19 protein-coding genes, 1 tRNA gene and 2 pseudogenes are annotated in these 18,339 nt (G+C 62.7%); 9 read left to right on the top strand and 13 right to left on the bottom strand.

Annotated features, from left to right (window positions below; translation table 11 throughout):
• Positions 1-190 precede the first annotated feature (190 nt).
• Together HMPREF9695_RS22365 and HMPREF9695_RS22360 are read left to right on the top strand one after the other, a co-directional pair.
• The gene (locus tag HMPREF9695_RS22365) at positions 191-1,267 is read left to right on the top strand and encodes an ROK family protein (RefSeq protein ID WP_006023189.1); all 1,077 of its coding nucleotides are present in this window, start codon (positions 191-193) and stop codon (positions 1,265-1,267) included.
• A gap of 222 nt (positions 1,268-1,489) precedes the next feature.
• Positions 1,490-1,579, top strand: a tRNA-Ser gene (locus tag HMPREF9695_RS22360).
• Here HMPREF9695_RS22360 and HMPREF9695_RS26025 read toward each other — a convergent pair.
• The 6 genes from HMPREF9695_RS26025 to traA all read right to left on the bottom strand — a co-directional run bounded on the left by HMPREF9695_RS26025 (position 1,547) and on the right by traA (position 7,418).
• Positions 1,547-3,169, bottom strand: coding sequence for a recombinase family protein (locus HMPREF9695_RS26025; RefSeq protein WP_006023187.1), 1,623 nt, complete (start codon positions 3,167-3,169; stop codon positions 1,547-1,549). The two genes, HMPREF9695_RS22360 and HMPREF9695_RS26025, sit on opposite strands and share 33 nt — an antisense overlap.
• 55 nt (positions 3,170-3,224) lie before the next feature.
• The gene (locus HMPREF9695_RS22350) at positions 3,225-3,533 is read right to left on the bottom strand and encodes a HigA family addiction module antitoxin (protein ID WP_006023186.1); all 309 of its coding nucleotides are present in this window, start codon (positions 3,531-3,533) and stop codon (positions 3,225-3,227) included.
• 13 nt (positions 3,534-3,546) lie between these two features.
• Positions 3,547-3,843: a type II toxin-antitoxin system RelE/ParE family toxin gene (locus HMPREF9695_RS22345; protein WP_006023185.1), complete on the bottom strand. Its 297-nt coding sequence runs from the start codon at positions 3,841-3,843 to the stop codon at positions 3,547-3,549.
• Positions 3,844-3,904: 61 nt separating this feature from the next.
• On the bottom strand, positions 3,905-4,150 hold the full coding sequence (locus HMPREF9695_RS22340; RefSeq protein ID WP_006023184.1) for a hypothetical protein: 246 nt from the start codon (positions 4,148-4,150) through the stop codon (positions 3,905-3,907).
• Positions 4,143-4,358: a helix-turn-helix transcriptional regulator gene (locus tag HMPREF9695_RS22335; RefSeq protein WP_006023183.1), complete on the bottom strand. Its 216-nt coding sequence runs from the start codon at positions 4,356-4,358 to the stop codon at positions 4,143-4,145. The genes HMPREF9695_RS22340 and HMPREF9695_RS22335 overlap by 8 nt, the downstream gene beginning before the upstream one ends.
• A gap of 129 nt (positions 4,359-4,487) precedes the next feature.
• Positions 4,488-7,418: a Ti-type conjugative transfer relaxase TraA gene (gene traA / locus HMPREF9695_RS22330; RefSeq protein ID WP_006023182.1), complete on the bottom strand. Its 2,931-nt coding sequence runs from the start codon at positions 7,416-7,418 to the stop codon at positions 4,488-4,490.
• A gap of 171 nt (positions 7,419-7,589) precedes the next feature.
• Between traA and HMPREF9695_RS22325 the strand changes: the two genes are divergently transcribed.
• Positions 7,590-7,916 carry a conjugal transfer protein TraD gene (locus HMPREF9695_RS22325; RefSeq protein WP_024920243.1) on the top strand — a complete coding sequence of 109 codons (327 nt, stop codon included), beginning with the start codon at positions 7,590-7,592 and terminating at the stop codon, positions 7,914-7,916.
• A gap of 1 nt (position 7,917) precedes the next feature.
• The gene (locus HMPREF9695_RS22320) at positions 7,918-8,184 is read left to right on the top strand and encodes a conjugal transfer protein TraD (RefSeq protein ID WP_011995933.1); all 267 of its coding nucleotides are present in this window, start codon (positions 7,918-7,920) and stop codon (positions 8,182-8,184) included.
• 597 nt (positions 8,185-8,781) lie between these two features.
• On the opposite strand, the pseudogene HMPREF9695_RS22315 reads toward HMPREF9695_RS22320, so the two are convergent.
• Positions 8,782-9,045, bottom strand: a pseudogene (locus tag HMPREF9695_RS22315) (IS3 family transposase); the annotation flags it as partial.
• 70 nt (positions 9,046-9,115) lie between these two features.
• Here HMPREF9695_RS22315 and HMPREF9695_RS22310 point away from each other — a divergent pair.
• Positions 9,116-10,168, top strand: a complete 1,053-nt coding sequence (locus tag HMPREF9695_RS22310; protein WP_006023179.1) for an IS110 family RNA-guided transposase — start codon at positions 9,116-9,118, stop codon at positions 10,166-10,168.
• Between the two features lie 343 nt (positions 10,169-10,511).
• On the opposite strand, the pseudogene HMPREF9695_RS27035 reads toward HMPREF9695_RS22310, so the two are convergent.
• From HMPREF9695_RS27035 to HMPREF9695_RS22280, 6 genes and pseudogenes are all read right to left on the bottom strand, one after another.
• A pseudogene (locus HMPREF9695_RS27035) lies at positions 10,512-10,712 on the bottom strand (cytochrome ubiquinol oxidase subunit I); the annotation flags it as partial.
• Positions 10,696-11,637 (bottom strand): LysR family transcriptional regulator, encoded by a 942-nt coding sequence (locus HMPREF9695_RS22300; RefSeq protein WP_006023177.1) that lies wholly within the window; start codon positions 11,635-11,637, stop codon positions 10,696-10,698. The gene HMPREF9695_RS22300 and the pseudogene HMPREF9695_RS27035, both read right to left, overlap by 17 nt.
• A gap of 10 nt (positions 11,638-11,647) precedes the next feature.
• Positions 11,648-12,730 carry a YeiH family protein gene (locus tag HMPREF9695_RS22295; protein WP_006023176.1) on the bottom strand — a complete coding sequence of 361 codons (1,083 nt, stop codon included), beginning with the start codon at positions 12,728-12,730 and terminating at the stop codon, positions 11,648-11,650.
• 101 nt (positions 12,731-12,831) lie between these two features.
• Positions 12,832-13,632 (bottom strand): anti-sigma factor family protein, encoded by an 801-nt coding sequence (locus HMPREF9695_RS22290; protein WP_006023175.1) that lies wholly within the window; start codon positions 13,630-13,632, stop codon positions 12,832-12,834.
• Positions 13,629-14,135 carry an RNA polymerase sigma factor gene (locus tag HMPREF9695_RS22285; RefSeq protein ID WP_006023174.1) on the bottom strand — a complete coding sequence of 169 codons (507 nt, stop codon included), beginning with the start codon at positions 14,133-14,135 and terminating at the stop codon, positions 13,629-13,631. Before HMPREF9695_RS22285 ends, HMPREF9695_RS22290 begins: the two co-directional genes overlap by 4 nt.
• 75 nt (positions 14,136-14,210) lie before the next feature.
• Entirely contained in the window at positions 14,211-14,636 is a 426-nt protein-coding gene (locus HMPREF9695_RS22280) for a nuclear transport factor 2 family protein (protein WP_006023173.1), read from the bottom strand.
• Between the two features lie 174 nt (positions 14,637-14,810).
• Here HMPREF9695_RS22280 and copM point away from each other — a divergent pair, with 174 nt between their 5' ends.
• The 4 genes from copM to HMPREF9695_RS22260 all read left to right on the top strand — a co-directional run bounded on the left by copM (position 14,811) and on the right by HMPREF9695_RS22260 (position 18,294).
• Positions 14,811-15,194, top strand: a complete 384-nt coding sequence (gene copM / locus HMPREF9695_RS22275; RefSeq protein WP_006023172.1) for a CopM family metallochaperone — start codon at positions 14,811-14,813, stop codon at positions 15,192-15,194.
• Positions 15,195-15,238: 44 nt separating this feature from the next.
• Positions 15,239-16,675, top strand: a complete 1,437-nt coding sequence (locus HMPREF9695_RS22270) for a YVTN family beta-propeller repeat protein (protein ID WP_006023171.1) — start codon at positions 15,239-15,241, stop codon at positions 16,673-16,675.
• A gap of 135 nt (positions 16,676-16,810) precedes the next feature.
• Positions 16,811-17,278, top strand: a complete 468-nt coding sequence (locus tag HMPREF9695_RS22265; RefSeq protein ID WP_006023170.1) for a hypothetical protein — start codon at positions 16,811-16,813, stop codon at positions 17,276-17,278.
• 32 nt (positions 17,279-17,310) lie between these two features.
• A complete protein-coding gene (locus tag HMPREF9695_RS22260) occupies positions 17,311-18,294 on the top strand; it encodes a malate dehydrogenase (protein WP_006023169.1) in 984 nt (327 codons plus the stop codon).
• The last annotated feature ends 45 nt before the right edge of the window (positions 18,295-18,339 follow it).

Below are 18,339 nucleotides of genomic sequence, written 5' to 3'. Positions count from 1 at the left end.
CCGGGTTGCGGGTGTTATAGCCGCAGAAGACCACGAGTCAAGAAAAAGCAGCCCGAAAATGGGCCTTTTCTGAGCTATTTGGCTCGATTTTCCGGTGTTTTGAGCCTCCGCGAGCGCTGCGGCAACCCGACCCCGAAACAATCCGGTTCCCCGGTGGTTATACCTCGCAACAGTTAAGGGGCTTCCGGATATGGCTGAAGACACGCTGACGACCGCCGGCATTGGTAAACATGGGGCGGCGCGCCTGCCGTCCGTGGACATCGACAGCTACAATATCGAACTCAAGGACGAGGATGGCTTTCTGGGGGACCGCGCCAGCAAGGGCGCGTTTCAGGACATCCTCGACAAATGGCGTAAGCCCTTGAAGAAGAACGGCGGCGATCCGTTCGGCGGCAAGGCCTCCGAAGATATCAGCAAAAAGCAACTCGACGAGATTCTCGGCGGCGATGACGCCGAGGCGGCCGCGCTGGTGCATAGCGCCATCGAGGAATTTGCGCAGGAACTGGCTTACGTCACGGGGCGCTTCCTAAAAACCAAAGCCTGGGACAAGACTGAGGCGATCATCGTTGGCGGCGGCTTCCGGCAAAGCCGGATCGGCGAACTGTCGATCGCGCGGGCCGACATCATTCTCAAGGCGGAGGGCGCGAAGGTGAGCCTGATCCCGATCCGCTTTCATCCAGATGAAGCGGCGTTGATCGGCTGCGCGCACCTTGCTCCGTCATGGATTTTCGAGGGCCACGATAGCCTTCTTGCGGTTGATATCGGCGGTACCAACATCCGGTGCGGCGTGGTCGAAACCCGCCAGAAGAAAACGCCGGATCTGTCGAAGGCGTCGGTCTGGAAGTCCGAACTCTGGCGTCACGCCGATGATGAGCCGACCCGTGAGGGAGCGGTGAAAAAGCTGGCCGGAATGCTGAAAGAATTGCTGAAAGAGGCCGAGAATGAGGGCCTGAAACTGGCGCCCTTTATCGGCGTCTCGTGTCCCGGTGCGATCAATGCGGACGGGTCCATCGAGAAGGGCGCGCAAAACCTGCCGGGCAATTGGGAGAGCAGCAAGTTCAACCTGCCAGCCAGCCTGATCGAGGCGATCCCCAGCATCGGCGATCACGACACCGCAATTCTGATGCATAACGATGGCGTGGTGCAGGGCCTGAGCGAAATTCCCTTCATGCAGGACTACAAGCGCTGGGGAATTCTCACCATCGGCACCGGCCTCGGCAACGCGCGCTTCACCATGCGAAATCCGAAGGAAAAGAAGAAAGGGTGAGGCTCGCTCGGCGGGGATTTGGAGCAGGCTGACACGGTAGCGCCATCGTGGCGGCGCGTCGGAATCCGGATGGCGTGAGCAGGGATGAGAACGGAAGCCGGGACCTTCGGCATGGCCGTCTCCCATTCTCACGCTTGAAAAAGCAGACAGCGCCTTGTCTGGACCGGCATCCTCGCATAGAACTCGCCCCGCGACCCGGCGTAAACCGCCGTTTTGGTACCTGGAGAGGTGGCAGAGTGGTCGAATGCACCGCACTCGAAATGCGGCATAGGTGCAAGCCTATCGGGGGTTCGAATCCCTCCCTCTCCGCCACTTCAGTCCCTGAATGGGCACTGAGTTTACGCTACCGTTCGCCACAAGCGCCTGAAGCAGCCGAGACTTCGATCCCATGATGCGGACCTCGCCATCGGCGACCTCGACGCGCTGGGCGAGCGCGCGGAGATGGTCGCGGCGGTAGCCGCCGCCTTCAAGCCGGATGCGCTGGCGCGCGGCGCGGGCAAACTTGCTGAGCATCTGCGGCGTGACCGCCTTGCTCCCTGAGTTCTGGAGCATGGCCTGGGCGCGCTCGGCATCGGCCTTCGCCTGATCGCGGATGGCCTTGAGGCCGTCGATGCGGTCCTTGAGCGCCGGGTCGTCCAGGTCGGCGACGCCCGCCTCGATAGCGTCGTAGAGCCGCTTGAGGCGCGCTTCGGACTCTGCCGCTCGCTTGTTCAGTTCGGCAATGTGCTCGCGCTGACGCTCGCTGCGCTCCTGCCTCCGGTCGAGCACGGCGGCGAGGATCGTTTCCAGCCGCTCGGGCTGGAGCAGACGGTCTTCGAGATGGCTGGCGACCAGATCGTCCAGCTTGTCCATCGGCACCGCCATGCCCTCGCAAGCGGTCGGCCCCTGCCGGGCTTTCATGGAGCAGGCGTAATACCGATAGCGCCCGCCCTTGCCGGTGCGGATGGTCATGGCCCCACCGCACTTGGCGCAGTGGATCAGGCCGGTAAGAAGGGTTGGGCCGCTGATGACGGCGGATGGCGTCACTGCGGGATGGCGGGCCTTGAGCAGCGCCTGCACCGCGTCAAAGGTCTCTCGGTCGATGATTGGCGGCACCGGCACGACGACGATCTCGCTGATGGGTTTCAATTCCTTGCTCTTGGACCGTTTGTTGAACTCGTGCTCGCCCATGTAGGTGCGGCGGGTCAGGATGCGGTGGACTTGGCCGATGCCCCAGCGCCCGCCGTCGCGGGTGAAGATGCGGTTGCGGTTCAGATGGCTGACGATGTTCTTCACGCCCATCTGGCCGTGGTCGCCATCGCCGTGGAGCGCAAGCCGGTAGATAAGCCGCACCGTCTCCGCGTGGAGCGGGTCGATCTCCAGCTTCTTCTTGGTCTTCGCGCCGCGCTGCTCGGCCGCGACGACGCGGTAGCCGATGGGCGGCAGCGAACCGTTCCAGAAACCTTGCCGTGCATTCTCCTTCAAGGCGCGGATGACGTGCTTGGCGTTTTCCTTCGACTGATATTCGTCGAACAGCGCCATGATCTGCCGCATCATGACGTGCATCGGATCGTCGCCCATCTCCTGCGTGATCGAGACGAGCTTCACCCCGTTCTTCGCCAGCTTCCTGACATAGAACTCCAGCTCGAAATGGTCGCGGAAGAAACGGCTGAACGAGTGCACCACGACCACATCGAAGGGCGCGGGCTTCGACGTGCCCGCCTCGATCATACGCTGGAACTCGGGGCGACGGTCGTTGGTCGCCGATGCGCCCGGCTCCACATAGGTTTCGACGAGCTGATAGCCGCGCGAGGCGCAATAGGCTTCGCCCTGGCGCTTCTGATCGGGGATGGAGACATCATGCTCGGCCTGCCGCGCCGTCGAGACGCGCAGATAGAGAGCGGCGCGCTGCGGTACGGTCATGGGCAATGCCTCCTTCTCAACTGTTGTTCCGGCCCGAGCGGTGAGGTCGCATGACTCAGGCCGCGCTCTGCAACGGGCGTGCGCGCTTGATCCGCTCGCGCTCCTTCGGCGTGTTCATCACCTCCCAAAGATCGCTGCGCCGCTGCACGTTGAGCCAGAAGTCGGGGCTGTTGCCGAACACACGGGCCAGGATCAGGGCCGTCGCCGCCGTCACGTTTCTGCGGTTGCCGCACAGTTCGTTGACATGCTTGCGCTGAACGCCCATCGCCTCGGCGAGCGCACCCTGCGTCAACCCCATCGGCTGCATGAACTCTTCGGTGAGGATTTCGCCGACAGTCGCCGGCTTGCGCTTGGTGGTCAGCATCTTTGCCTCGCTTTCATCGGTAGCTGTGATCGTCCAGATAAATTCCGTCCGCCTCGCCGCGCACGCCATCCCAGCGGAAGATCAACCGCCATTGCTGGTTGACGCGGATCGAATGCAACCCCGCCAGATTGCCGCGCAGCTTCTCGAAGTGATTGCTGGGCGGTACGCGCAAGTCCTGATCGGTCACGGCGTCGTCGATCATCTGGAGCTTTCTGAACAACCGGGCTTCGAGATCGGCCGGGATGTTGCGGGAGCGGACATCATCCACAAAGAAGGCCCGCAACCAGTCATCCCGAAAGCCTACGATCACAGGCTCACTCCAACGATGGGAGTATGTACCACACTATAACTCATTCCGCAATAGGGGATGTTCAAGCGTCCGGCCCAAACAGTTCGTCGAACAAATCGCCGAACCATCGCTCGAAGACCTCGATCTCGGCTTCCGTCACCGGAACGGGATCGGGCCAATCGTCGGTGACGGTCCATGTGGAGAGGTCGTGTTTGGGCGGCCTGCCGGGGAACGGCCACGGATAGCCTAACAGCGCTTCAAGCTGCTCCGATGCTGTCGGCGGCTTGGCGCCTCTGCGATGCGGCGCGGTGTCTGCCCGATCAGTCATTGAAGTCAGACCCGCTTCGCGGTCGCCACGCCACGGGATCGGCGACCCAGCGGTCGATGTCGGATTCCCTCCAGCCGGCGCCGTTGATGCTGATCTTAATCCGGGGCGGGAACGTGCCCTCGGCGATCTTGCGGTAGATGGTGGACCGGGACAGGCCGGTGCGGGCGAGAATGGTTTTCATGCGGACGATACGGTCTGGTGCGGGCATGGCTTCGCTGCCTCCTGCCGGGTTTTACTGACGATTGCAGAGACCAGACAGACCAAGGATTTCTTGTTGTGCAAGAGTGATTTAGGCGTCGTAGGGCTGTGGGGTATAGGCGGCGGAAAATAGGCGGTGTTAGAGTCCGATGCCCCGGCCTATGCCGAGGTCGATGCCGTGGCTGAAGGCGAGTTCCCGACCAAGGCTGCGGCCCGAGTCGATCCCGATGCCGAGGTCTCTCTTGCGGCCTTCGAGGATGGATTCAAGCTGCGGATCGCGTTCGAGACTCTTTGCCATGTCGCCCATCGCCGACCGCGTGGCCTTGTAGCCGGACATGTCGCCCGCTTGGTACTGGTGCTGGCTGGCGCGGTCGAGGCTCCGCCAACGCTCCACGAAGCGGTCGGCGCGGCGCTGCGGATCGGTGCGCAGCTCGGTCTCGAGCTGTAGGGCGCGGATCGCGCGGGCGGTGCGTCCCGTGGCCGCTTCCGAGGCAAGTTCCGGGCTCTTCTTGTAGGCGGCCTCGGCATCGTGCGAGCCATGGGGCCGCACCTCCTCGAAGACCTTGCGGGCTTCTTGCAATTCCTTCACCTGCTCCGGGCTGGCATTGCCGCCCCGCTCCTGCACCTCGAAGATCGCATCCACGGCGCGGGCATGGCGGATGAGCGCCTTGGTCCGGGCGCGGCGCAAAGCCTTCTCCGGGTCTGCCGCATTCTCCCTTTCCAGCGCCGCCCGTTCCGGCTCCTGCCCGCCATCGGCAGGCAGGCGCAGGCCATCGAACATGCCGCGCACCTTCTTGGGAACCTGCTTGACGATCTCGACCACCCGCTCCACGCGCCCGCGGAAGGTGATGCCGCGCCGCTCGGCGTAGCTCTGTGCCGGCTCGTAATCTGACGCCATGTCCTTGGCGCGGTCGCGCGACAGGGTGCGGACAAGCCTATTCTCGTCAGCGAAGTCATCGCGGCCATAGTGCAGGTCCATGCTGTCGCGATGGCGCGACAGGGCGACATAGCTGCCGTGAGCATCCAGGCCCGGTGTCGCCAGAACATGCGTGCGGTCCACGGTCATGCCCTGCGCCTTGTGGATGGTCGCGGCATAGCCGTGGTCGATGCGGTCGTAATCCTTGAGGTCGAAGCCAACGGAACGGCCATCATCGGTGAGCACGGTTATGCTCTGCGTGCTGACCTGTTCGATGGTGCCGAGCGTGCCGTTCTTGACGCCAAGGCCGCGCTCGTTCTGAAGGAACATGACGCGATCTCCGCTGGCGAAGCCGCGCTCACCGCGTTCGACCACCAAGCGCACGTCATCGCCGAGATCGCCGGCTTCCCGCATCCGTTCGCGCGCGGCCTCGTTGAGGGCGCGAACCTCGTCGTTGGTGTGGGTGAGTATGATGCGGCTGCGGTCAGGCGACGCCTGCCGGTCGCGATCCCAGCGGTCGATCAGATCATCGCGCGCCCGTTCGCGTGACGCGGCCTCATGCAACATGCCGTGACTGTCATAGGCATGGATCGCATCGCCGGTTCGGCCGGTCGCCAGATCGCGCGTGGCGTCGCGCTGCCAGTCCTCCCGCTGGCGGCGCACCTCGCCGATCTCCGCCCCGCCGTGGCGCTCGAAGATCGAGCGGAACGCCGCGCCGGCCTCGATGGATTGCAACTGCTGGGGATCGCCGACCAGCACCACCTTGGCGCCAGCCTCGGCGGCATGGGACAGCACGCGCTCCAACTGGCGCGTGCCGACCATGCCCGCCTCGTCGATGACAAGCACATCGCGGGAAGTGAGCACGTCGCGGCCCTGTCCCCAACCATGTTCCAAGCTGGCGATGGTGCGTGATGCGATGCCCGATCCGCTTTCCAGATTCTCGGCGGCGATGCCGGACAGCGCCACGCCCCGGACTTCATAGCCAGCCGCTTCCCAGGCTTCGCGCGCCACGCCCAGCATCGCGCTCTTCCCCGTCCCGGCATAACCGACCACAACGCCCAGATCGCGCCCGTCCGTGATATGCGCCAGCGCCTCGGCCTGCTCTCCCGAAAGGACAAGGCCGCGCGCTTCCGCACGCGCCAGCGCCGTTTCGCGGTCTCTGTCGCCGACCTCATGGCGCTCCTTCTCCGCCATGACTTCGGCGGCGCGGTGCAGGCGCTGTTCGGTCTCGATCATGTCGCGGGTGGTGAAGCGGTCCTCGCCCCGTTCGTCCCTGCCAAGTTCGACCAGATCGGGAGCGCCACGCATCGCGCCCATGACCTCGTTGAACTGGTCGATCCCGTCACTGTGCCGGTGCGCGAACATCGCCATGTCGCGCCGCGTGAAGGTGGATTGCTGGTGCGTGATGGCGTCCAGCGCGATGGAAGGATCGGCGATGATGCGGGCGCCGTTGTTGTGCGCGATCTCGCGGTGCATTTCCGCGCGGTCGGCGGCCTCGATCCCTTCGCCTTCGATCCGTTGCGCGGGCGCGCCGATCTGGCTTTGCGGCTCCAGCGCGATGCCCTGCGCCTCAAGGCTGCGATGGTCGATGCGCGCGTCGATGTCGAGTTCGGCCAGCCGCTCGTTGGCCAGTTCGGCCCAGCGTTCGCGCCAACGCTCGACCATCTCGGTGCGGTTCCACTCCCGCACCTTCGGGCCGAAGCCGTCCTCGTCCACGGATCGCATGTTCAGCATGACATGGGCGTGAGGCTTGGCCGTCCCATCCTCGGCCATGTCCCAATGCACATTGAGGTCGGCGATCATGCCCTGATCGACAAATTCGGACTGCACGAAGTCGCGGGCCAGTTCGATGCCCTGTGCTTGCGTCATCTCGCGTGGCAAGGCGAACTCCACCTCGCGGGCAAGCTGGGCGTCCTTCCTGACCTCGAACGCCTCGACATCGTTCCAAAGCCGCTCGCGGTCGCGCCATTGTTCGGGCGCATCTTCCGGCAGCATGACCTCGGAATGGATGACGCCGCGCTTGTTGGAGAAGTCATGGCTTCGCTCAAGCCGGTCGTCGCGCAACCGCGAGGCCGAGCGGTAGGCGGCGGAGGCCACCGCGCTGGAGCCGGACTTGCGGCCGATGACCTTGACGTGAAGATGAAAGATCGCCATTGCGATCCGAACATCACCACGGCGAAGCGCACGTCGGAACGACGTATAAGCGCGCCCTCGAAACTAATTTCTCGGGACTGCTCGCGCCGTTCCAGCCCGTCCCGGCAACCTTACAGCATTCTGGCAGGCCCTCAACTATCATCGCTCCATCAACAGCTTATGGAGGACATGATGCGCAAGCCACGGGACTTCGACGCGGAACTGAAGTCGCTTGAAGACAAGGCGCGAGACCTGAAAGCCCGCAAGGTGCAGCAGCTTGGCGAACTGGTCATCTCGACCGGCGCCGACGCCCTCAGCGCCGACGAACTGGCGGGCGCGCTGATCGTGCTGGCCGAAACCAAAGACGCCGGAAAGAGGGAGGCATGGGCCAAGCGTGGCGCCGCGTTCTTTCAGGGCCGGTCGCGGCGAGCTGCATCAGCGTCTGACCGCGACGCGGGCAGCGCTCAACCGCAACCGGGCCGCGCGCAACCGGCATCTGGCGGCGCGGGCGCGGCATGACATGCGCGCCTGGCAGGTGGAGCGCCGAAAGCGCACGCGACATCTGATCGAACTCGGCGGCCTCGTCGTCAAGGCCGGGATCGTCGACCTGACAGGCAACGACCGCGCCATGATCTACGGCGCGCTGCTCTGGATGGCCGACAAGCTGCAAAGCGATCATGGCGAACAGGCCCGCATGCTCTGGGCCGAAAAGGGGAAAGAAGCGTTCGCAGCGCAACGGAAAGAAGAGACGCCCACCGTCGCGCAAGGGCACCATGGTCGGGCATGACCGATGGGGGGCATCAGCGCCGAACACACATCAGTCACTGTTCTCAAACCGAGATTTGGACCGAAAATTCAAATCGTAGACTGACGACGATGAGGGTGATGTTTTCAAGTCTTGTGGCGATGTGATGGACGACACAATAGCCTTTCCTTAAATCCTCTTGAGCGCTGGCGCCTTGCGTTCAAGCCAGCGCGCTTCGGCGACGCTCGGCTCGAGCGCAAGGGCTTTGCGGTATGCGACCAGCGCCGCGTCAGTTCGGCCAGTGCGGGCGAAAAGATCGGCCCGTACCGCGTGATAGGGAAGAAAGTTTTCAAGAGATTGTGACGCGAGCGATTCGACTTCGCACAGTGCGGCAGCGGCGCTTACGATCTCGGCCGGTCGACCGCTCGGTTCAGCCGCACGATCAGGTCGTCGCGCAGTTCCAGAAGCTGATCGTAGCGACAGAACGGCTGCCCAGGGCGGCGGTTCCTTCAGACCCCGCCGCGAGCACCAGGTGCGCTACAACTGGGCCGGCAAAATGCGCGAAACCGATGGGCCAAGCGTCCTCGCCTTGATCAGCGCGGCGTCCGCTTCCGCGATTAAGTCGCGGCGCCAAAGCCCACGATAGAGCCGTCTGAGCTTCTTGAGGTTCATCGAGATACCCTGGCGCTGGAGCATCACATGGATGCGCCTGTAGCCGAAGCGGCGGCGTTCCGACGCCATCATCTTCATCGCTTCCCGCAGACTGGCGTCGTCAGAGCGAACGGACCTGTAGCGCACGCTCGAGCGGTCCACCGCAAGGACTTCACACGCCCGCCGCTGGCTCACACCGTGCTCCGTGCAGGCATGCGCCACGGCCTCCCGCTTCGCGGCGGGCGTCAGCATTAATGGGATGGTCCGCCCCGTCTCCCCGCCTCATTCTGATGAGGCAGAGTCCGATAGAAGGGAGCAGCAAATGGCCATCCGCAACAAGCCACACGATGCCGCTGTGTTCGGCATCGATCTGGGCAAGAACCTCTTTCACGACTGCGGCCTCGACGCCGCCGGCACACCAGTCCAGCGAGCAACCTTCCGGCGCGAGACGCTCGTGCAATTTTTCGAGCGCGCAGCTCCAACCGTCGTCGGGATGGAGGCGTGCCCCGGTTCGCAATGGCTGGCGCGTAAGCTCCAGGCGATTGGGCACACGGTTCGCATCGTGCCGGCGAAGTTCGTGAAGCCCTACATCAAGAGCAACAAGAACGATCAGATCGATGCCGAGGCTATCGCTGAGGCGGTTTCGCGTCCGACGATGCGCTTCGTCGAGGTGAAATCACCCGAGCAGGTCGACCTCCAGGCCCTCCACCGGGTCCGTGACCGTCTTGTCGCGCAACGGACCCGCGTGATCTGCCAGATGCGGGCCTTCTGCCTCGAGTACGGGATCGCGATGCATCAGGGTGCTGGCCGGTTCAAGTCTGACTTTCCCGCCGTGCTGGCGGACGAGAGCAACGACCTGACGCCAGCGATGCGGCGTCTGCTGGCAAGCCTGTTCGAGGATGTCAGGGGGCTCGAAGCCCGCATCGCCGAGGTGACGCGTGAGATAGAGGACGTCGCGGCCACGGACGACACCGCAAGGCGCCTGATGACAATCCCGGGCATCGGCCCTCTTGCGGCCACAGGGCTTCTCGCGGCGGCCGGCAAGGGAACGCAGTTCCGCAAAGGGCGCCACATGGCCGCCTGGCTCGGGCTTGTACCTCGTGAGTACTCCACCGGCGGGAAAACGACGATGCTGGGGATCAGCAAGCGGGGCAGCTCGTATCTGCGTCGCCTCTTCGTTCATGGTGCGAGATCATGCCTGCTTCATCTCGACCGCACCCGGGACCGCCTCGGCGGCTGGCTCGACGGGTTGCAGAAGCGAATGCACAACAACAAGGCCGTCGTGGCGCTTGCCGCCAAGATGGCCCGAGTCGCCTGGGTGGTGATCACCAAGCCGGGCACAATCTACGAGCGGCGGGCGCCGGCCTCGGCCTGACGACCGTCCTCGACCAATTGCGAGGTTCGGGAAATTGATGACGAGACAGTTGATCGGCGCACCGTAAGCCCTGGGCAAAAAAACGGGCCTCCAGCCCGAAGCCAGTTATTCGGGAACGGCGTGCGCATCTCATCATGGCCTGGCCGCAACAGCGGCCCACTCGCGAGAGGCCGGATACATTTATGCAAACTGTTCGACATCGGCTTAAAGGCTCTTGCAAGGATGGGGCGGGTCATACATTTTTTGCGGCAACATCCTTCAGGATCGCGTTGTCGAGCATCGCCTCGCCCAACAGCTTCTTCAGCTTGACGTTCTCATCTTCCAGCGCCCGAAGCTTGCGGGCGCCGAACACGACCGCAAAGATCTTGATCCAGTAACGATAGAGATTGGCATATACTCCCCGTCCGGTCGTCAGCCACAAGGCTTCCAGGACCATCAGATAGCTCGCCAGGCCGATCGAAAAGGCAGGGAAGATGAAATGGAACGACACCGGAAACGCGAATTGCGCGCGAGCGAGAATTACCGGATCAAGATAGCTGGTCATTTCGCCCTCTTGACGGAACTGGCACATGACGTTGCGTCAAAGATGGCTTGGGCGCGATCAAATCCAGGAAGGCGCGCTGGGCGCGCGTCATGGAGAATTCCTTGTGGCGCAAGGCAAAGAAGCGCCGTTTGGGCAAATCGAGCTTCACCTGCACGAGGCTTCCTGCCTTCAGTGCGTTGCTGACCACCAGGCCGGACACGACGGTGACGCCAGCGCCGGCCTCGACGGCGGAGCGGACGGCTTCATTGGAGGGCAGTTCGAGAGATATCGCGAGGTCTCGTGGTGCTAGTCCGAATTGTGACAAGGTGGTTTCGAAGATGGCGCGCGTGCCGGAGCCATGCTCGCGCAGAACCCAGGGGCCGACACCGAGCTCGGCCGGCTGTCGCCGGGGATCATGGGCCCACGCGTGATCCGGCGGCACGACGAGAACCAGCTCATCCTCGGCGAATGGCGCGACCGAGACAGACGGGTCGTCGATCTCGCCCTCGACCAGCCCTAAATCAGCCAAGCCTTCATTGATCCGTCGGGCGACGCCATCGGTATTGTCGATGGTGAGAGTGATGGCCACGCCAGGAAACTGCGACCGAAAGCGTTTGATGAACGGCGGAAGCCAGTAATTCGCAATGGTCTGACTGGCTGCGATGACGAGCGAGCCGCGGGTCAGATCGGCAAGATCCGTCAGGACCTTCTCGGCAGCATGGACACGGGCGAGCACCGCCTTCGCTTCGCTGAGAAACAGTCGCCCGGCCTCGGTCAGAACGATGCGGCGTCCAACGCGATCGAAAAGCTTGGTTGCATAACGAGCCTCGAGCGCGGCGATCGCCGCGCTCGTGGCCGATTGCGTTAAGTTCAGATCGCGCGCGCCCTGCGTGACGTGCTCCCGCTCGGCGACGGCGACGAAGATCCGCAGTTGTTCGAGGGTCATCGGAAGGCTCTCAACTCGTCATCTTCACAAGCATCAAGCTGAAGCTCGCGATGAACAGGAAGGATGCAAGACCGAGCAGGAAGGGCCGAACGCCTTTAGCACGCAGCTTGCGAAGGTCAGTCTCCAAACCCATGGCGGCGAGCGCCATCGAGAGCAGGAAGGTCGTCACCATCACAATGATCGTCTTTGCCTCTACGGGAACGGTCACCACGCTATTGACACCAACGAGCGCGATGAAGCCGAGAACGAACCAGGGCATCGGCGGCTTGGCGCGCACGTAGCCATGGCCATGCTGTTCTGCCCTACGCGCCGCCAATAAACCCAAGGCGATAACCACCGGCGCCAGCATCATGACGCGCGACAATTTGGCGATCGTGCCGAAATCACCGGCCTGCTTGCCGTCCTGGAATGCCGCGGCGACGACTTGCGCGATCTCGTGTATCGACGCGCCCGCCCACAGACCGTAGCCGTGTGGGTTGAGATGGAGCAGCGCCGGCAACAGCGGATAGACAAACATCGCGATCGAACCAAAAACCGTGACGCAGGCGACGGCGTAGGCAACGTCCTCGTCATGAGCCTGAGTGACCGTATTGGTGGCAATAACCGCCGACGCGCCGCAGATAGACGTGCCGGCCGCGATCAGCTGCGCGAGCTTGCGCTCCACCCCGATTAGCCGGCCAAGCCACGTCGTGAAGACAAAGGTTGCAATCAGAGTCAGCACAATGACAGCGATGCCGGTCGAGCCGACTTCCGCCACCTGCGTTGCGGTCAACTGGAGCCCGAGCAGGATGATGGCGAGACGCAGGATCTTGCGCAGCGAGAAGGTCACTCCGCTTTTCGCGCGCACCGGCGTGCCGACGACATTGTTAAAGAAGATCCCGATCAGGATCGCCAGGATCATCGGGCTGAAAGCGGCAACGCCTGGCACCTGCCGAAGAGCGAACGCGGCTCCGGCGACCGCGGCGGTCAAGAAAAGCCCCGGCCAGACCGAGGCTGCGCGCGGCGGCTTACCTTCGATCCTGTGAGGATGAAGGCGGCCCGGTGGCAGCAGTTCCGGTTGGTCTTCATATTGCTGTCGAGCGAGTGCGGTCATTGTGTTGTCCCCTAATGGCCCGGGAGCAATCACACGAGCGGATCAATCGATCCAACGCATTGTTTTTGTCGTTTTGTTCGCCTGTGTCGAACGATTGGCCATCACCCGTCTCGCCGCGGAACAGAGACCCCACCATCGAGGGTCTTATAAACCGCCTCGGCGATCGGGAACAAACGGTCGCGATCCGAAGCTGCCGAAACCGCAAATCCGTAGCCCTGGTCAAGCCAGGCGAAGGTAGAAACGTCGCCTTCTTTCCAGAACCGGAAAGCGGTCTCCCCAGTCGCCGCGGCGCGCACATAAACGGTCAGACGCGTGCCGTTGTCATCGTCATACATCAGCATCGCCGCAGCTTCGCTCGCCGCCGGGAGGACCCGGCCGCCCATCAGACGAAAGCCGAACCTTGAAAGATCCGGAACACGAAGCGGCCGCCCCAGCCGCTTTGACAACCATTGGACGAGGTGAGCTTCGTCCGACGCACGCACCTCGACGGGATGGTTCACCTCGACGACAAAGGTGCGGTAGGCGGCAACGGCGTCGCGGGTAACGGCGACCGTCGGTGGCATCTCAACGGGCGCCGTGCCCCGCGCAATCCATCCCGCCCCGCCACCCAGGGTCAGTAAGAAGGCGGCCGCGATACCGTTTCGCAGCCAAACGCCGCGTTTGTGCCGACGCGAAAGGCGGATATTAGCGACCCTCAAGCGGGACGGGATTGGCTCGGTAAATTTGCCTGCAAGCTGACGGCGCAGCGTCTCGCGCTGATCACGGTCCTCCGCCAGCCGGGCCGCGAGTTCCGGATGATCCGCAAGGTAGGCATCGACTTCTGATCGCCGGACCTCGCTCTGGCGGTCGTCGACATAGGCCTGCAGATCGTCTTCGCCGATCGGAAGGGGCGTATTCGTCATTTGACCCTCCGAAGCGGGGTTACGCGCGAACCGCTCAGCAATGCGCGCAGTCCTTGTCGCGCACGAGACAGGCGAGACATGACGGTGCCGACCGGCACCGAAAGCACTCTCGCCGTCTCCTCATAGGACAGGTCCTCGACCCCGATCAGCAGAAGGATCGACTTATGATCCTCGGGCAGCCTTTCGAGCGCCGATAGAACGTCGTTCATCTCCAGCTGATCGGTCTGGTTTGGTGCCACGCTCGGCATTATCGACTCGTCGAGACGAACGCGAGTGCCCCGACGCTTCTGTCGATGATAGGAATTGATGTAGAGATTTCGAAGCATCGTGAACAGCCAGGCCCGCAGGTGACCGTCGTCGCGGCGCAGATACCAGCGCGACACGGCCCGCTCAAGACAGTCCTGCACCAGGTCGTCGGCGGCGTCATGGTCACGGACGAGCGCGTAGGCGTACCTGCGCAAGGCAGGAATCTGCGGTTCGATCAGCTTGGCGATCTCGTCCAACCCTTGAGCTCCTCATCCATTCGGCGAGGACGCCGGCACGGCATACCTCGCCGAACAGATCATCGTGAATCGGGGTCAGTAGCTCGCGTTCGGATTGACCTGCCAGATCTCGTCAGCGAGTTTCCCGTCCCTGTAAAGAAGAATATACCGCACCTTCACGGTATTCTTGCCCGTAAAGACCACATCGGCGGTCACGGTGGCTCCTTTGGGATTCGCCGCCTCACTGAGCGCCGCAATCGTGGTTTTCTGATCGCCCTGCGCTCCGGCAAACTTCGTCCAGACCTCCTTGAGCTTGTCGGGGCTCGCGTATGTCCCGTCGAGAGGTCCGCCGACCCAGTGAAGGGTGGCGGACGGCGCATAGGCGCCGACGACCGCCGCGACGTCGCCCTTGGCGATGCTGGCGATTCGGGCCTTGGCCATGTCTTCAGCGGGACCGGCAAAGGCCGGGGATGCGGCGATTGCCAGGGCTGCGGCCGCAACGGCGAGAGTGGGTAGGCGCATGAAGAGTTCTCCTTGAACGGGGTTGACGCTCTAGAGACAGCTCCGCCGCCGGCATATTCCATGACCGAGCAAAAAATCTCCTTCCCGCTCACGGTCTCGTGTTCACGAAGATTGCGCGCGAGGGAATAATCGCGTGCCGGCACTGTCTCCCTCTCGTTCAAAGGAGACACTGGCATGAAACCAATTCGAACATTTCTCCTCGGCCTTGTCGCGGCGAGCGCCATTGCCGGGGCTGCTGCTGCCGACTTACACCAGCATGGCGCGACCTCACATGCAGACGAAACAACCTTCAGCGCCGTAATGGATGCCGCGATGGCGAGAATGCACGACGCCATGATGGCCGTAAAACCGACGGGCAATCCGGACCGCGATTTCGCGGCGATGATGATTCCTCATCATCAGGGCGCGATCGATATGGCCGAGATCGAGCTCCGCTTCGGTACGGATGAACGGCTGCGTCGGCTGGCGCAGGGAATCATCGTCGAACAGCGTCAAGAAATTGCGGTGATGCGGAAGATCCTCAGCGAGCCGACCTCAGCATCGACCGCAAAGCCCTGATCGCACCATTCCCAAAACTCAATCCTAAAACGAAGGAAACGGTCATGAAGTCACTTCTCACACTTGCCATTCTGGCGTCGACCGCGATCCCGGCCTTTGCCGGTCAGGCGCCCGGATCCGCCGAAGCGCCCGACATCGCGGTCAGCAGCCGCGACCGGTTCTACACCTCCGACCAATTCTCCAACACCGTCTCGGTTGTCGATCCCTCCACCAACGAGGTTCTCGGTGTGATCAAGCTGGGCGAGCAGACCCCGGCCAATTTGAGCCCGCTTTATCGCGGGCAACTCCTCGTCCACGGCATGGGCTTCTCCCCCGATCACAAGACCCTCGCCGTCATCTCGATCGGCTCCAATTCGGTCAGCTTTATCGATACCGAGTCGAATGCGGTCAAACACGTGACCTATGTTGGGCGCTCGCCGCACGAAGCGTTCTTCCGCCCGGACGGCAAGGAAGTCTGGGTGAGCGTTCGCGGGGAAAACTATATCTCGGTTCTCGACGGACAGAGCTTCACCGAAACCGGCCGGATCACGGTTCCGAACGGTCCGGGCATGACGATCTTTTCTCCTGACGGACGCTATGGCTATGTCTGCTCGAGTTTCAGCCCTGAAACGGTCGTCATCGACACGGCGACCAAGGAGATCGTCGGACGGGTCAAGCAGGAAAGTCCGTTTTGCCCGGACATCGCAGCCACGCCCGACGGGCGCCAAGTTTGGCTGACCCTGAAGGATGTCGGCAAGGTCATGGTGTTTGACGCCAAGCCTCCGTTCTCCGTGTTCAAGGTCATCGATACGGGACCGATCACCAATCATGTCAACATTGTTCGCAATCCCAAGGGCCAATTCGCCTATGTCACGATTGGCGGCCTGAACGAAATCAAGGTATTCGACACCTCGGACTACAAGCAGGTTGCGACCATCCCGGTCGGGTCGCTGCCACACGGCTTGTGGCCGTCGGGGGATGGCAGCCGCGTCTATGTTGGTCTCGAGAATGCCGACGCTGCCACAGTCATCGATACGGCGACCAACAAAGTGATCGCCACGATCCCGATAGGTCAGGCGCCGCAGGGCGTCGCCTATGTTCCCAACGCGGTCGAGAAGGGCGATGGCCGCGCCAACCTCCAGCCGCTCGCCGCAGCCAACAAGCCGACGCAACTGGTCTTGACCGGGATCAATGGAAAGGGTGTGACCCAGGTTTCGCTGTTTGACCAGGGGCTCGTTCAGGTTCTCCAGGCGGCGGCGACCGGCCTGGAGCCGAAGAAGCCCTATGTTCTGGCCCTTTCGCGTGACGCCGAGGGACAGGGCGCTCTTGAGCCGCTCGCCAATTTCATGAGCAATCCCGCCGGCGCGGCGATCGTCAATGCGGTTGGCCCGCTGCGCACGTCTGTCGAGACCGGCGATGCCTCTGCGCGGCGATATCTTGTGATTGCGGAGGGCGCGGGCGCCAAGCCGGGCGCAATTGTGCAAGTTCAGAAACTCCAATAGTTGCTAATCGTTCGCTTTTGCCGAACGGAACGACGAAACTAATGCGTTGGATCGATTGATCGGACTCATCCATCTTCTCCCAAGAACGAAACGCAGCGGCTCGCGAGAGCCGCTGCCCTCGGAAGGAGACCGATCATGGCTACCATTGCACTTCGAACGACAACAACTTTCCCGGCTGAAACACCACGAACCGCATCGGTCGGGACCCCCGAATATGCAAAGACGGATCCGACCCCCTATCTGCTACCGGCGACGCGCGTCCATCCCATCGCGATCGCGATCCCGCTTCTTGCCTATGCCTGGCTGGGTGTTGCCGCGTGGCTTGCTTTTGCCGGCGGCGAGACATCCCTGATCCTCGCGGTCATTTTCGTGCTCAGCGTGATGTATTTCGGGCTGCTCGTCGGCGGCGCCGTCATGGGGCGAAACATGACCCCCGAACGCCAGCAGGATCGCAGCGTTCGAGAGTTTCTTGACGGCGAGGTTGAGATTGCCACCGGACGGATAACCGGCCGCGAGGCCATGATGCAGATCGCCATGATGCCGGTGGCGCTCGCAATCGGCGGCACTGCCATCATCCTGTGCGCCGTTTGGGCGGGAATTTGAGACCAGACCTGACCATGGGAAGGAGTAAACTGATGACCGGGCACGTAAAACAGATCGCCGTGACAGGAGCTGCGGGACAGATCTGTTATTCCCTGCTATTCCGCATTGCCAGGGGAGAGCTCTACGGCCCGCGCCAGCCCATATCTCTGCGGCTGCTCGACCTTCCCCAGGTTCAGCCGGCGCTTCGCGGCGTCGTGATGGAACTTGAGGACGGCGCGTTTCCCCTGCTTGCGGACGTCGCCGTGACCGACGATGCGAGACTTGCGTTCCGCGACATCGATGCTGCGATTCTGGTGGGTTCGCGTCCGCGGTCCAAGGGGATGGAAAGGCGCGACCTGCTTGCCACCAACGCCGAGATCTTCAGACTGCAAGGGCGGGCCCTGAACGACGTCGCCAAACTGGACGCGAAGGTGCTGGTGGTTGGCAATCCGGCAAACACCAATGCAATGATCCTGAGCGAGCACGCGCCTGAATTTCCTTCCGAGAATATCACATCGATGATCCGCCTCGATCATAACCGCGCGCTGGCCCAGCTCGCGCGAAAAGCGCTGGTCGGGCTGGAGGAGATCAAAGGACTGGTCGTATGGGGCAATCACTCACCGACCATGTTCGTGGATTGGTCTCATGCGACAGTCGCCGGCCGACCGCTTGCCGACATCGTCGCTGACCATGACTGGTATCACAAGACACTGATCCCACAGGTCGCCCGCCGTGGGACGGCCGTCATCGAAGCGCGCGGCGCCTCCTCCGCGGCGTCGGCGGCGAATGCCGCTATCGATCACATGCGCGACTGGATCAATGGCAGCGGCGGCGACTGGGTCTCGATGGGACTATGCTCGGACGGCTCTTACGGAATTCCCGAAGGTCTCTTTTGCGGCAGTCCAGCCATTTGCGCCGAGGGGCAATATGCCCGCGTGGCAGACTTGAAGATCCGTGGATATGCTCGCGTGATGCTGGATCGAACCGTTGCAGAGCTGATTGAGGAACGCGAGGCCGTCCGCGCCCTTGTGAGTTGAGACTCTTCGCATTGGATCAAGGTGGATAGAGACGCCTCGGACTTT

Origin of the sequence: Afipia broomeae ATCC 49717 (assembly GCF_000314675.2) — a bacterium.
Classification (GTDB): Bacteria; Pseudomonadota; Alphaproteobacteria; order Rhizobiales; family Xanthobacteraceae; genus Afipia; species Afipia broomeae.
This window is presented reverse-complemented; position numbering and strand designations above follow the sequence as displayed.

Bases quoted from the DNA above. Each gene is read 5' to 3' on its own strand.
- copM (WP_006023172.1), top strand. From the start codon at position 14,811: ATGAAACCAATTCGAACATTTCTCCTCGGCCTTGTCGCGGCGAGCGCC.
- HMPREF9695_RS22280 (WP_006023173.1), bottom strand. From the start codon at position 14,636: ATGCGCCTACCCACTCTCGCCGTTGCGGCCGCAGCCCTGGCAATCGCC.
- HMPREF9695_RS22350 (WP_006023186.1), bottom strand. From the start codon at position 3,533: ATGCTGACCACCAAGCGCAAGCCGGCGACTGTCGGCGAAATCCTCACC.
- HMPREF9695_RS22290 (WP_006023175.1), bottom strand. From the start codon at position 13,632: ATGACGAATACGCCCCTTCCGATCGGCGAAGACGATCTGCAGGCCTAT.
- HMPREF9695_RS22265 (WP_006023170.1), top strand. From the start codon at position 16,811: ATGGCTACCATTGCACTTCGAACGACAACAACTTTCCCGGCTGAAACA.
- HMPREF9695_RS22260 (WP_006023169.1), top strand. From the start codon at position 17,311: ATGACCGGGCACGTAAAACAGATCGCCGTGACAGGAGCTGCGGGACAG.
- HMPREF9695_RS22340 (WP_006023184.1), bottom strand. From the start codon at position 4,150: ATGACTGATCGGGCAGACACCGCGCCGCATCGCAGAGGCGCCAAGCCG.
- HMPREF9695_RS22365 (WP_006023189.1), top strand. From the start codon at position 191: ATGGCTGAAGACACGCTGACGACCGCCGGCATTGGTAAACATGGGGCG.
- HMPREF9695_RS22300 (WP_006023177.1), bottom strand. From the start codon at position 11,637: ATGACCCTCGAACAACTGCGGATCTTCGTCGCCGTCGCCGAGCGGGAG.
- HMPREF9695_RS22295 (WP_006023176.1), bottom strand. From the start codon at position 12,730: ATGACCGCACTCGCTCGACAGCAATATGAAGACCAACCGGAACTGCTG.
- traA (WP_006023182.1), bottom strand. From the start codon at position 7,418: ATGGCGATCTTTCATCTTCACGTCAAGGTCATCGGCCGCAAGTCCGGC.
- HMPREF9695_RS22310 (WP_006023179.1), top strand. From the start codon at position 9,116: ATGGCCATCCGCAACAAGCCACACGATGCCGCTGTGTTCGGCATCGAT.
- HMPREF9695_RS22325 (WP_024920243.1), top strand. From the start codon at position 7,590: ATGCGCAAGCCACGGGACTTCGACGCGGAACTGAAGTCGCTTGAAGAC.
- HMPREF9695_RS22270 (WP_006023171.1), top strand. From the start codon at position 15,239: ATGAAGTCACTTCTCACACTTGCCATTCTGGCGTCGACCGCGATCCCG.
- HMPREF9695_RS22320 (WP_011995933.1), top strand. From the start codon at position 7,918: ATGCGCGCCTGGCAGGTGGAGCGCCGAAAGCGCACGCGACATCTGATC.
- HMPREF9695_RS22335 (WP_006023183.1), bottom strand. From the start codon at position 4,358: ATGCCCGCACCAGACCGTATCGTCCGCATGAAAACCATTCTCGCCCGC.
- HMPREF9695_RS26025 (WP_006023187.1), bottom strand. From the start codon at position 3,169: ATGACCGTACCGCAGCGCGCCGCTCTCTATCTGCGCGTCTCGACGGCG.